10 protein-coding genes are annotated in these 12849 nt (G+C 65.9%); 1 reads left to right on the top strand and 9 read right to left on the bottom strand.

Features of this window, described 5'->3' with window-relative positions:
• Positions 1-386 precede the first annotated feature (386 nt).
• Positions 387-2000, bottom strand: a complete 1614-nt coding sequence (locus tag AB0O89_RS01725; RefSeq protein WP_363493655.1) for an acyl-CoA dehydrogenase family protein — start codon at positions 1998-2000, stop codon at positions 387-389.
• A gap of 103 nt (positions 2001-2103) precedes the next feature.
• On the opposite strand from AB0O89_RS01725, the gene AB0O89_RS01720 reads away from it, so the two are divergent.
• Positions 2104-2910: a glycosyltransferase gene (locus tag AB0O89_RS01720; RefSeq protein ID WP_363493653.1), complete on the top strand. Its 807-nt coding sequence runs from the start codon at positions 2104-2106 to the stop codon at positions 2908-2910.
• Here the strand turns inward: AB0O89_RS01720 and AB0O89_RS01715 are convergent.
• The 8 genes from AB0O89_RS01715 to AB0O89_RS01680 are packed head-to-tail and all read right to left on the bottom strand — an operon-like array spanning position 2836 to position 12836.
• Positions 2836-3357: a gluconokinase gene (locus AB0O89_RS01715; RefSeq protein WP_363493651.1), complete on the bottom strand. Its 522-nt coding sequence runs from the start codon at positions 3355-3357 to the stop codon at positions 2836-2838. The two genes, AB0O89_RS01720 and AB0O89_RS01715, sit on opposite strands and share 75 nt — an antisense overlap.
• Complete coding sequence (gene manD / locus AB0O89_RS01710) at positions 3354-4592, bottom strand: D-mannonate dehydratase ManD (RefSeq protein WP_363493649.1); 1239 nt, start codon at positions 4590-4592, stop codon at positions 3354-3356. Before manD ends, AB0O89_RS01715 begins: the two co-directional genes overlap by 4 nt.
• A 30-nt stretch (positions 4593-4622) precedes the next feature.
• Entirely contained in the window at positions 4623-5900 is a 1278-nt protein-coding gene (locus AB0O89_RS01705; RefSeq protein ID WP_363493647.1) for a mannitol dehydrogenase family protein, read from the bottom strand.
• Between the two features lie 35 nt (positions 5901-5935).
• A complete protein-coding gene (gene uxaC / locus AB0O89_RS01700) occupies positions 5936-7366 on the bottom strand; it encodes a glucuronate isomerase (RefSeq protein WP_363493645.1) in 1431 nt (476 codons plus the stop codon).
• On the bottom strand, positions 7363-9156 hold the full coding sequence (uidA, locus tag AB0O89_RS01695; protein WP_363493643.1) for a beta-glucuronidase: 1794 nt from the start codon (positions 9154-9156) through the stop codon (positions 7363-7365). The genes uxaC and uidA overlap by 4 nt, the downstream gene beginning before the upstream one ends.
• Before the next feature lie 25 nt (positions 9157-9181).
• On the bottom strand, positions 9182-10018 hold the full coding sequence (locus AB0O89_RS01690) for an ATP-binding cassette domain-containing protein (RefSeq protein ID WP_363493641.1): 837 nt from the start codon (positions 10016-10018) through the stop codon (positions 9182-9184).
• A complete protein-coding gene (locus tag AB0O89_RS01685) occupies positions 10018-11898 on the bottom strand; it encodes a dipeptide/oligopeptide/nickel ABC transporter permease/ATP-binding protein (RefSeq protein WP_363493639.1) in 1881 nt (626 codons plus the stop codon). The genes AB0O89_RS01690 and AB0O89_RS01685 overlap by 1 nt, the downstream gene beginning before the upstream one ends.
• Entirely contained in the window at positions 11895-12836 is a 942-nt protein-coding gene (locus AB0O89_RS01680; protein WP_363493637.1) for an ABC transporter permease, read from the bottom strand. Before AB0O89_RS01680 ends, AB0O89_RS01685 begins: the two co-directional genes overlap by 4 nt.
• Positions 12837-12849 lie beyond the last annotated feature (13 nt).

Here is a 12849-nt window from a genome sequence, read left to right as displayed (position 1 = left end):
TGCTGGGCCGACACCGGCCTGCTGTTCTACCTCGCCTGCGGGCCCCACTCACCGGGGGGGTGTGGCGTATAAATCGTGCGCCCCGCGCGCCCCCCCGGTGACGAGTCGGGCGCCGCGACGGCATACGTGGGGGAGGCTCGCAGATCGACGGCGGGCCCGCTGCACCAGGTTTGGGTTATCCGCCGGATACCTCTCCTCACGTGCGTCGCCGAACATCGTCCAGCGACGAAACCTGTCATCCTCGGCGGGGCTTCGGACGACTTTTGTGGTCTGACATCAGAGTGCCGTACCGAACACCTCACTCCATAGGGTCTTTGGTCCCGGTCCCACGGGGGACGTGCCAGATTCCCGTGACGGATGCCGAGACACCTCAGGCACGAGACACCTCAGGCGCGATCAGCGATGGCCGCCGCGTCAGTGCCGGGCGGCAGGATGCCGTAGAGGTGACCATCGCCGCTGAGTCGGGACCCGATGAACGCGTCGGCGACCGGCGCTGGAGCCGTGCGTACGAGCAGCGCGCCCTGGAGTGCGAGCGCGAGGGCTGTCACCAGCTCGCGGGCACGTGCCTCGCGAGCGTCGTCGCGGGCCAGCTCCCTGATGAGCGCGCGCGTCGTGCGCACGTGCGCGTCCAGGCGCCTGTCCGCACCGTCTGACCGCGCAAGTTCAGCGTCGAAGGCCTCGAAGCTCTGGGGATCGCGCGAGAGCGCGCGCAGCACATCCAGCGCGATGACGTTGCCCGACCCTTCCCAGATGGCCATGACGGGTTGTTCGCGATACCGCATCCCGAGCGGGAACGCCTCGGTGTAACCGTTGCCGCCGAGGCATTCCATGGCTTCGTACGCGTGCCCGGGTCCACGCTTGCAGATCCAGTACTTCGCCACGGCGGTGGCCAGCCGGCGAAAGGCGATCTCCTCGGCCCCGGCGTCGTCGTCGTACGCGCGGGCCAGCCGCAGCGAGGTCGCTGTGGCAGCCTCGGTCTCGAGCTGCAGATCCGCGATCACCTGTGTCATGAGGGGCTGGTCGATGAGGCGCTTACCGAACGCGGCGCGATGTCGAACGTGCCAGGCAGCCTCGGCTGTTGCCTGCCGCATGCCGGCCGTCGATCCCAGCACGCTGTCGAGCCGTGTGCGCGTCACCATCTCAATGATCGTGCGCACCCCGCGACCTTCGTCACCGACCAGGTGCGCCCGGGCGCCCTCGTACTCGACCTCGCTTGACGCGTTCGCTCGATTTCCCACCTTGTCCTTGAGGCGACGGATGCGGATCTCGTTGCGCGATCCATCGGCCAGCAGCCGGGGGAGTAGGAAGCAGGACAGGCCGCCCGGCGCCTGCGCGAGCACAAGAAATGCGTCAGACATCGGAGCGGAACAGAACCACTTGTGACCGGTGAGCTCGTACACGTCGTCGCCGACCGGCCTCGCGATTGTCGTGCCCGCGCGCACGTCCGAACCGCCCTGCTTCTCGGTCATGGCCATCCCGAACAGCGCGCTGCGCTTGCCCGGCACGAGGCCCGGTTCGTACTCGGTGCTCAGCAGCCGAGGCATCCACTCGCGCGCGAGTGCGTCGTGCTGGGCGATCACCGGAACCGCCGCGTGGGTCATCGAGACCGGGCACGCATGACCCGGTTCCACCTGCGCGTAGAGCATGAACGCGGCAGCGCGTGCGACGGATGCCCCGGGTCCCGGATGCCGGAACGCCCCCGTGTGGGCGCCGTCGGCCACCGCTGCGCCGATGATGCGGTGGTAGGCCGGGTCGTACTCGACCTCATCGAGTTGGCGGCCGTACCGGTCGTGGGTGTGCAGCACGGGTTCGAGCCGATTGGCGCGAACTGCATCCCGCTGGAAGGCGGCGGAGCCGACGTGGCGTCCGATCCTGTGCAGCCGGTCTGCGGCGTCCGCGCCGCCGTAGGCTTCGACGCCCTCGCGCAGGGCGATGTTTGTCTCGTACTCGTCGAGCCCGGTGCGTTCGGGCGCTTGGTTCGTGACGTCGTGCGTTTTCATCCGACTCCTTCGTCCGTTGCTCCACGCTAAGCCCGCGGGCGCGCTATTGGTTCCCGGATGCGGCGCTCCCGGCATCCGGGAACCACGCCGATAGGGTGAGGGGGTGACATCGGCGCTGCGTATCTCGGTCGTCATCCCGTGTCGCAACGACGCCGAGTTCCTGCGCGAGTGCCTGCTCGCATTGCAGGGTCAAGAGCGTCCCGCGGACCGCATCATCGTGGTCGACAACGGCAGTACCGACGGTTCAGCGGAAGTCGCGCGCGAGGCCGGCGTCGAGCTGATCGATGAGCCGCTCGTCGGGATCTGGCCTGCCGCCGCACGCGGGTACGACGCTGCGCTGCCGACCAGCGACATCATTGCGCGACTGGATGCCGATTCCCGGCCGCATCCGGATTGGCTGGCGCGCATCGAGTCGGCGTTCACGAGCGACGATGCGCTGGGCGTCCTTACCGGCGGCGCCGAGTTCTACGGCGCTGGCAGAGTCATCAGTTATCTCGGGGAGCACTGGTACATCGGCGGCGGCAGGGTCTGGGTGAACCTGTGGCTCGGCATCCCGCTGGTCTTCGGGTCCAACTTCGCGATGCGCGCCGCCATCTGGGACCGGGTCCGCACGGTGGTCCACCGCGAGAACGCGCGCATCCACGACGACCTCGACCTCACGATCCACCTGCGCGAGAGCGACGGGGTGCACTGGGACCGTTCACTGACGATGCCGGTCTCGGCCCGCCCATTGACCTCGGTCCGAGGGCTCGCGCGCCGCGTCGGGCGGGTCGTTCCAACCTTCGTCGCGAGCTGGCCCGAGGGCGCTCCGTGGCGTCGCCGCAAAGACAGACCGCTACCGGGTGAGTCCCCGTCGCACCAGAGCGACCAGAGCTCCGCGCGTGACCTGGGCGGCACTTCCTTCGACTGAGATCGTCACGCCGGTCTCATCAGGTTCCAGAGGCTCGAGCGTCTGCAACTGAGAAGCGAGCAGCGTCGGAGGCATGAAGTGGTCCGTGCGCGCGCGTAACCGCTCAGCGACGCGATCCGGCGCGCCATCAAGGTGGATGAATGCGACATCGGGGCGTCTCGCGCGCAGGGCATCGCGGTAAGCGCGCTTTAGTGCCGAGCAGGCGACGACCGTCGGCGGATAATCCTGGTCGGCCAGGCGCTCCGCGACGCGCGCGAGCCACGGCCAGCGATCGGTATCGGTGAGGGGCTCGCCCTTCGCCATTTTCTCGCGTGCATCCTCCGAGTGCAGGTCGTCAGCGTCGACAAAGGGAGCGCCGAGCGCCTCGGCGATCATGGTGCCGACCGTCGTCTTTCCAGCGCCGGAAACGCCCATCACGACGACGGGAGCCAGGAGGGACTGTCTCACCAATCGTGGACCGTTCCGTCCAGGAGACGGTTGTAAGGGAGGTAGGCGCGTTCATACGGATAACGTCCCGCTTCATCCATGTCGAGTTCGACCCCCAGCCCGGGTTCATTCCCGGGGTGCAGGTAGCCGTCCTGCCAGGTGAAGGACTGGCGGAAGACCTGGTCTGTGCGCTCACCGTGGCGCATGTACTCCTGAATTCCGAAGTTGTGGATGGCGAGCCCGAGATGCATTGCGGCAGCCATGCCTACGGGGGAGATGTCGGTGGGTCCGTGCATGCCCGACTTGATCTGGTACATGGACGCGTAGTCGAGTGTCTTCTTGAGCGGCGTAATTCCGCCCATGTGCGTGACCGCACCGCGCACATAGTCGATCAGCTGGTCCCGGATGATGTCCTTGAAGTCCCAGATCGTGTTGAAGATTTCGCCTATCGCCAGCGGCGTGGTGGTGTGTTGGCGCACCAGGCGCAGCGCCTCCTGGTTCTCTGCGGGCGTGCAGTCTTCGAGCCAGAACAAGTCGTAGGGCTCGAGATCTTTGCCCAGGCGAGCCGCCTGGATCGGCGTCATCCGGTGGTGGCCATCGTGGAGGAGCGGAATGTCGGGGCCGAACTCATTGCGCACCGCCTCGAAGACTCCCGGCAGGTGGGTGAGGTAGGCGCGAGTGTCCCAGTCCTCTTCCACGGGCTTTGCCCCGCGCCTGGCGGGCTCGTGGTCGTAGCGCACTGAAGCGTCGCCGACGTCGGCGCCCTGGGCGGCGATGCCGTAGATGGCCTTCAGCGTCGGCACACCCGTCTGGATACGGATCGCCTTATAGCCCTCCTCCTGGTGCGCGCGCACGGAGTCGAAGAGCTCCGGCAGCTCTTTGCCCGACGCGTGACCGTACGCCATGAGCCCGGTGCGGCTTGCCCCGCCCAGCAGCTGGTAGACCGGCATCCCCGCTGCTTTGCCCTTGATATCCCACAGGGCCATGTCGACGGACGCGATCGCTGCCATTGTCACCGGACCGCGGCGCCAGTAGGCCGATCGATAAAGGAACTGCCACGTGTCTTCGATCCGGGACGCATCCGCACCGATCAACAGCGGCACGACATGCTCGCGAAGATACGCGACAACGGCGAGCTCTCGCCCGTTCAACGTTGCATCACCGAGGCCGGTCAGACCGTCTGCGGTCGTGAGTTTCAGCGTGACGAAGTTACGGTCAGGGCTGGTAACGATCACTTCAGCCTTGTCGATGATCATGGTGCTCTCCTTGAGGGTGGGGCGCGGCGCTCAGGTCGTGCGTACGGGTATCGGTCGTGTGCCTGCCGAGGCGCGCACCTGGGCGACGAAGGCCTCGGATGCTGCCAGTCGCGGCGACACGACGGCGACGAGATCGTCGACCGGATCATCGGATGCCGCAGCATCCGACAGTTCGTCCGCGCGGGGATCGGGCTCATCGGGGGACGTCCCTAGCCAACGGATCCACGTCGCTATCGCTTCGGCGCTCGCCGTCGCAGGTCGGCCGGCTGAAAGCGTGCGCTCCGCCACCGCGGCGAAGCGGAATTGCACCTTGGATGTTGCGCCGGTCGCGATCTGGCTGAGGCGGTGGACGATGCGTGGATTGGCGAAGCGCTCGATCAGCTGCGCGCGGTACTCCTCATGCTCGATGCCTGAAGGGAGGCACGCCACGGCCTCGACCCAGAAGTCCTCGACCTGTCTGCGGCATTCCGGGTCGGCGATCGCCTCCGATACCGTTTCCAGCCCCTTCGGGATACCCGCGAAGGCAAGGACGCAGTGGGCACCGTTCAGCAGCCAGAGCTTGCGGTTCTCCCACGGCTCAATGTCATCGACGAAGCGAGCGCCCGCGCTCTCCCACCGGGGCCGCCCTGCGGGAAAGTCTCCCGCGAGCACCCAATCTGCGAATGGCTCGGTCACCAGCTGTCCGTCGGCGACCTCGGGGGTGATCCGGTCCACCGAAGTGCTCACGAACGAGACATGCCCACGAATCCACTCCGCGAGATCATCATCCACGTGCGCCGCACACGCTGTCACCCCGCGCGCGACGAACTGCCCGTTGTCTGGGATGTTGTCGCAGGGCACGATCGCGATCGGTCCCGCGCCTGCCTGGCGGCGCGCCTCGAGGCCGATGAGCAAACGACCCAGCACGGTCTGTGCGGTAGTCGCACCCGCTCGGAGAGCGTCCAGGTCGTTCCTCACCTCGGCGTCGGCGAGGTCGGGCAGGCCGGCGGAGTCCAGTCCGTACCCGCCCTCGGTGACGGTGAGCGTAATGACCGCTAGCTCGGGGGAAGCCAGGTAGCGGCGAAGCGCGCCGACATCCGCCCCGTCGTGCGCCGCCACGACGCTGTCGATCTGTTCTTCAACGTCGCCCAGTGGTCCTCGGACGGTGAGCGGATACGAGTACCCCAGCGCGGCAAGGCCGTCCGCTGCTCTCGGGCTTCGAACGGTGAATGCCGCAATGCCCCACTCCGCGGCATCCGTCGCGTTCTGGGTGTACCACGCCTGGTGGGCGCGAAAGAAACGCCCGAGGCCGATGTGTACGATCCGCACAGGCCGGCGTCGACCCGGTGACGTTCTCTGACCCGTCACAGCTTGAACACCTCGCGCGGAATCGTGCTGACCAGATCGCGAGAGATCCGGTGGGCCGCAGCGAGCGAGACTCGGCCCTCGATGACCAGACGCGCCAGGAATGAGGAGTCCACCCGGCGGGCGGTGTCATGACGCGCCGGAATCGACAGGAAGGCGCGGGTGTCGTCGATGAAGCCGCTCGAGCGGTAGAAGCCGGCCGTCTCGGTGACCGCCGAGCGCCACCGCAGGATGGCGTCGGGTGCGTCGAGGAACCACCAGGGGGCACCCACGTAGACGCTCGGGTAAAAGCCGGCAAGTGGCGCGACTTCCCGGGAGTACACCGTCTCGTCGACCGCGAAAAGCACGAGATGGAAGCCGGAGACGATGCCGAACGCTTCGAGCAGGGGACGCAGATTCTCGGTGTATTCGGTGCGCACCGGGATGTCGTGGCCTGTGTCGGGGCCGTACTTCCTCAACGTCTCGGTGTGGTGATTTCGACGCACACCCGGGTGCACGGTCATGACCAGGCCGTCCTCGACACTCATGCGCGCCATCTGAAAGAGCATGTGGCCTCGGAACAGACGCGCGCCGGCCGCATCGAGCTGCCCCGCCATGGCTCGCTGGAAGAGCTCCTCCGCAGCGATCCGATCGAGATCCACCGTCAGGGGTTCGAGCACACCGTGGTCGGCCGACACTGCACCCATCGCGATGAAGTGCGCGCGACGTGCGGCCAGTGCGGCCACGTAGCCCGCGAATGTAGCGCCCTCGCCGGTCGCATCGAGAAGGCGCGAGACGTTGCCCACGAATGTGTCCGCACTCGGATCGACGTAGGCGTCGGGCCGGAAGGTTGGCAGCACCCGCCCTGCGAACGACGGATCCGCTGCCAGCGCACGGTGGGGTTCGAGATCGTCGAGCGGATCGTCGGTCGTTGCGAGCACCTCGATGCCGAACCGATCGAACAGTGCTCGGGGGCGGAAATCGGGCTGGGCCAGGGCCGACGCGATGTGGTCGTACACGCGGTCCGCCGAGTCCTCGTCGAGCTCGGGGTCCACTCCGAACAGCGATGACAGCTCGTGGCTCAGCCAATATCCGCTCGCCGTGCCGGCGAAGCGATCCCAGTTCCGCGCGAGCAGGCGCCAGATGTCGCGAGAGTCGACGCGGCGGCTCGGGTCGAGCCCGAGGTCACCGAGTTCTATACCTGCCGAGTGCAGCATCCGCGTGACGTAGTGATCGCCTGTGATGAGCAACTCGGCCGGGTCGCGGAATGCCTGGTCTTCCAGAAGGAGCCGGGGATCGACATGCCCGTGGGGTGAAATGATCGGCGCGGTCGCCACGGCGTCGTACAGCTCTCGCGCGATCGCTCGCGTGCGGGCATCGGCCGGCAGTAGCGCATCACCCGACGCCGCGCTGTGCTCGTCGACGAATGGGGACACGGAAGGGTCGGTCATTCGCCGGCTCCCGAGTCGGTCGTACCCGCCGCGAGCCAGCGCTCGCGCAGAGTGAACGCCGCGGCCTTCGGGCGACGATCGCGCGTAAAGATGCCCTTCTTGTTTCCATCGACACGGATCACGCCCTGGGATGTTTGGAAGTCGGCGAAATTCCACACCTGCTCGCCGATGACGGCGTCGACACGGTCGAAGACCTCGTGGTAGGCGCGCAGCAGCGCAACCTGGAACTCTTCGCTCCAAGCCTGGGTTCCCACGGCGTGCAGTCCGGCCAGTGTGTCGGCGCCGTATTCGGTGATGATGATCGGTTTGCCGTGCGTTGACTCCCAGCCCCGCAACTCGGCCTCGAGCTTGAGCGCTGCAGTTTCGAGGTCGGCCGTGTCGATGTACCAGCCGTAATAGCGGTTCAGGCAGATGACGTCGAAAAGCCCGGCGAGACGGTCGTTGTGGAAGGTGCCACGGTATTCGTTGGCGTACGTGAGTGGGCGCGATGGATCGAGTTGCCGGGCGAGGGCCACGAGCGGCTCGAAGTACTCGCGCGCACCGTCCTCGACCGATTCCGGCTCGTTCGCGATCGACCACATCACAACGCTCGGATGATTCTTGTCGCGGTCGATGAGTTCACGGATCCCCTGAGCGTGCGCGGCTTGCGTCGCTTCGTTGAACATGGTGGGGGAGAAGGCGGGCTCGCTCACGCTCCCGTGGAATCCGCCGCCGAGACCGAGATTGAGTCCCACCGCCGCCGTCTCGTCGATCACGACGATCCCGTGACGGTCCGCATAGTCGAGGAACTCCTCCGCGTAGGGGTAGTGCGAGGTGCGGAACGAGTTGGCGCCGATCCAGTCCATCAGCGAGAAGTCGTGCACCATCACGACGTTGTCGAATCCTCGGCCGCGCAACGCGCTGTCTTCGTGCTTGCCGAAGCCTCGGAAATAGAACGGCTCGCCGTTGATGAGAAAACGTGTGCCCTCAACACGAATGGAGCGGATGCCGACCGGCAGCTCGTAGACGTCAGCGAGGTTGCCATCGTCGAGCGCTTCTACGCGCAGGGTGTAGAGATAACCTCGTCCCGGTCGCCACAGTTCGGCATCTGCGACGGAGATCCTCCCTGTCGCGCCATCTGCGACCGCCACTTTCGCACCGTCGGCGTCGCTCAGGACGAGACGCACGTCGACCGCTCCCGAGGTTTCCACCCGATAGTCCACTGTGCCCGTTGCGCCGTCGATGTCGGTTGTGACGGTGATGTCGGTCACTCCGATCGGGGGTACCGAATACAGGATCACGGATCGAGCCAGACCCGCATAGTTGTAGAAGTCGTGTCGATAGGACTGCTTGCGTCGTCCGGCGGGAGTAGTCGAGATCATGCCCGGCGGGATGGTCTCGTTGGTCAGCTCGTTGTTGACGCCGATCGTGATCCGAATTTCGTCGCCCGCGTCGGCCAGGTCGGTGATGTCGGCCTCGAACGGCGTGTAGCCGCCGGCGTGCTCCGCGACCTTCGTGTCGTTGACGTAGACGACACCCTCGTGCGTGGCCGCATCTACGCGAAGGATGACGCGCTCTCCCGCCCAGCCGCGCGGGACACGCACGGTTCGCTGGTACCAGACCCACCCCACGTGGTCGCGGATTTCTTGGTCGGCGAACACGTCGTTGTAGCTGGCGGGCACGGGAGCCTCGAGGGAGGTGACGAGGACGCCGGCCCAGGGATTCGGCGAGTCCTCGCCATCCACTGCGAAGCGCCAGAGTCCATCGAGGCGTACGAGTTCACGGGTGGGGGTGGATATGGGCTTGAGCACGATTGGTCTTTCTGAGCGAGGTCGGTCAGGCGGCGTCGAGAGACGCCTTCAGTGCGAGGCGTTGTTCACGCCGAGCGCGCTGCTCGGTCGCGTTCGGAACGGGGGATGCCAGCAGCAGCTGCTGCGTGTAGGGGTGTCGCGGAGCGCGAGTGACCTCCGCTGCGGGGCCGTTCTCGACGATCTCGCCCTGGTAGAGCACGGCGACATCGTGGCTGACGTGGTGAACGACATCCAGGTCGTGCGAGATGAACAGATACGAGACACCGGTGTCACGCTGAATCTCCAGCAGCAGATCGAGAACGCGAGCCTGAGTGGTCAGGTCGAGAGCGCTCACCGGTTCATCGCACACGATGAGCTTCGGGTCGAGGGCGAGCGCTCGCGCAATCGCGATGCGCTGGCGCTGCCCGCCCGAGAACTCATAAGGCTGGCGGCCAATCGCGTTCGAGGGAAGGCCGACCCGATCGAGCAATGCAATCACGCGTGAGCGGGCGGCGTCGCGCGCGACGCCCTGGACGCCGAGCGGTTCGGACAGGATGTCGCCAACAGCCATTGCGGGATTGAGCGAGGTGTACGGATCTTGAAAGATCACCTGGAGGTCGCCGCTGAAAGCGCGGCGCTCGCGCCGCCCAATGCGGGTGATATCTCTGCCGTTGAAGGTGACGGTTCCCGAGGCGATGGGTGCAAGTCCCAAGATCGCGCGACCGATTGTCGTCTTTCCCGAACCCGACTCGCCGACAAGCCCGAGGGTGCGTCCCTCCGCAACAGCGAGGGAGACACCGTGGAGGGCGCGGTGCGGTTTGGCTCGGAACTTCTTCGGCTTGTACTCCACGACCAGGTCGCGAACGCTCAACAGCTCGCTCATCAGATGTCCTCTCGCAGAATGGTCTCGGCAGCTGACGACAGCGGCTGCTGCATGTCGGCCTGGTCGAGCGTCAGCTGGTCGGCGTCGGTCTCATGCCCTGTGTCGCCGCCCGAGACGGGGGCTGACAAACCCAGAGGAGTCAGTGGAGTCTTTCCGACGAGCATGCTCGCCATGAGAGAACGCGTGTAGGAATGCGATGGATTCTCGAGGATGTCCTCCACCGCACCGGTCTCCACGATCTCCCCCTGTCGCATCACCGCCACACGGTCGGCAATGTCTGCGATCACACCGATGTTGTGGGTGACCAGGAGGACGGCGACCCCGGACTCTTGCTGCATGGTGCGGATCACATCGAGCACCTCCGCCTGCACGGTGACGTCCAGCGCGGTGGTCGGCTCGTCAGCGATGATGAGATCGGGTTCGCAGGAGAGCGCGCCGGCGATCAGAACGCGCTGCGCCATCCCGCCCGATATCTCGTGCGCGTACCCGGCCAGGACGCGGTCCGGGTCGGTGATACCTACTCTTCCCAAGAGTGTGCGCGCGCGTTCGGTGGCTTCCTTCTTCGAGATGCCGAGGAGCTTCACCATCGGACGCGTGAGTTGATGGCCGATCGTGAATGCGGGGTCGAGATTCGACATCGGCTCCTGGGGGATATACGCGATGCGTCGTCCCCGGATGCCGAGAACCGCCTTGGTATCGACCACGCCGTCCCGGACGAGAACAGACTCTTCGAACCGGACAGAGCCCGCCAGGATGCGCGCGGTCCGCGGCAGCAAGCCGAGGATCGAGAACGCGGTTTGTGACTTGCCCGAGCCGGACTCTCCGACCAGTCCGAGCACTTCACCGGGCCGGATCGTGAGCGACACGTCCCGGACCACGGGCGTGTAGTCGCCATCCGTGTTGGGATATCCGACGCTGAGACCCGCGATCTGGAGTATGGCCTCGGAGTCGTCGACCGCCGCCGGAGAACGGGTCGGAAGCGGAGCCTGCGCGGGCCGGCGACGCGGAGCAGCGACGACGTGGCGGTCCTCGAGCGCGTCGCGGATCGCGTTGCCGAAGAGTACGAGCGAGCCGATCGTGACACCGATTGCAACCGCCGGCCAGACCATGAGCATGGGCTGGATATAGATGTTGCTGAAGCCATCGCTGAGCATTGCACCCCAGGAGACTTCGGTCGGATCGCCAAGGCCGAGGAACTGCAGTCCGCTCTGCACCGCGATCGCGACTCCGCAGATGAGGGCGGTCTGGATGATGAGGGGAGCGCGAACCACCGAGAGAACGTGACGCGAGATGATGCGGGCATCGCTCAGACCAACGACGCGGGCTGCATCCACGTACAGCTCGTTGCGCACCGACTGAACTGCAGTGCGGGTCAGGCGGAAGTAGGCGGGACTGATCAGGATGCCGAAGGCGATCATCGCGTACCACGTCGAGGGACCGAGCGCCGCGCGCACCGACAGCAGGATGATGATGGCTGGCAGCGCCATGAACATGTTCGAGAACCAGTTGGAGGTGCTGTCGAACGCGCCGCCGTAGAACCCGGCGATGAGTCCCGCTGGCAGGCCGATCGCTATCGCGACGGCCGCGCACAGGAGAGCGGAAAGCAAGGTCAGCCGTGCACCGAAGACCAATCGGGAGAGCACATCGCGGCCAGTGCTGTCGGTGCCGAGCAGGTTCTGACCCCCCGGGTCGGCGAGGGTGTTTCCGATGTCTGCGTACGCCGGGTCGAAGGGTGCGATCAGCGGCGCGAACACCGCCGCGAGTACGAGGATCGAGAGCACCGAGAGCGAGATGATACCCAGCGGGTTTCGCAGTATCCGACGTGCGGCGCCGGAGCGAGGACTCTTGGATACTGAAGCGGTCTTGATGACGCTGGTCATGAGAGCCGAACCTTCGGGTTGAGGGCACCTTGGGCGATGTCTACGAGCAGATTCACGATGGTGACCAAGACGACCGAGACGATGACCACACCCATGACGAGCGGGATGTCGCTGAGCACGGTGGCGTTGATCGCGAGAGCACCGAAGCCGGGGATGGCGAAGATCTGCTCCAAGATCACCACTCCGCCGAGGAGGCCGATGAACTGCAGGCTCAGCACAGTGAGGCCAGCTGGCGCGGCACTTCGCAGCACGTTCCTCCAGACGATTTCGCGCTCGCCGAGCCCACGGCTTCGGAGTGTTCGGACGTAGTCCTTATCGAGCTCCTTGATCACAGCACTCCGGATTTGCTGGGCGCTGGAGGTGACGTAGTTGACGACGATGGCGATTACCGGCAGCGCTAGCGAGACGATCCACGCCTCGGGTCCCGCTCCCGGCCGAATCGTGGCCACCGCCGGGAACCAGCCAAGGTTCACCGCGAAGATCGTGACGAGGAAGATGGCGAGGACGAAACCGGGAATTGCGTCCCCGATCACGGCGCCGATCTGGACCGTCTTGTCGACCCATCCGCGACGGACGGCGGCGATGACGCCGAGAGCGGTCGCGATGAGAGCCACCAGGAGGATGGAGACGAGCATCAGGACCAGGGTGACGGGAAGACGGCTCTGGATTGTTGCGGTAACCGGCTCCCCGTTGAACCAGGACTGGCCAAGGTCGCCACGCAATGCCGCGCTCGCCCAGGCGAGGTAGCGAGCGACAAGGGGCTGGTCGAGTCCGAGCTCGGCCTCTTTGAGGGCGATCTGCTCCGGTGTGGCCTGCTCGCCCAGAATGTTGCGAGCGATACTCGAGCTCGAAAAGAAGAGCAGGGTGTACGCCAACATCGAGATGACGATGAGCAGCCCGATGCCAGACGCGAGTCGCCGAAGAGTGAAAGCAATCATGATGGGTGCCTCC

It is taken from the genome of Microbacterium sp. NPDC076895 (genome assembly GCF_040687115.1).
GTDB lineage: Bacteria > Actinomycetota > Actinomycetes > Actinomycetales > Microbacteriaceae > Microbacterium.
Note: the sequence above shows the minus strand (reverse complement) of the source record. Positions and strands in the feature narration are given on the sequence as shown.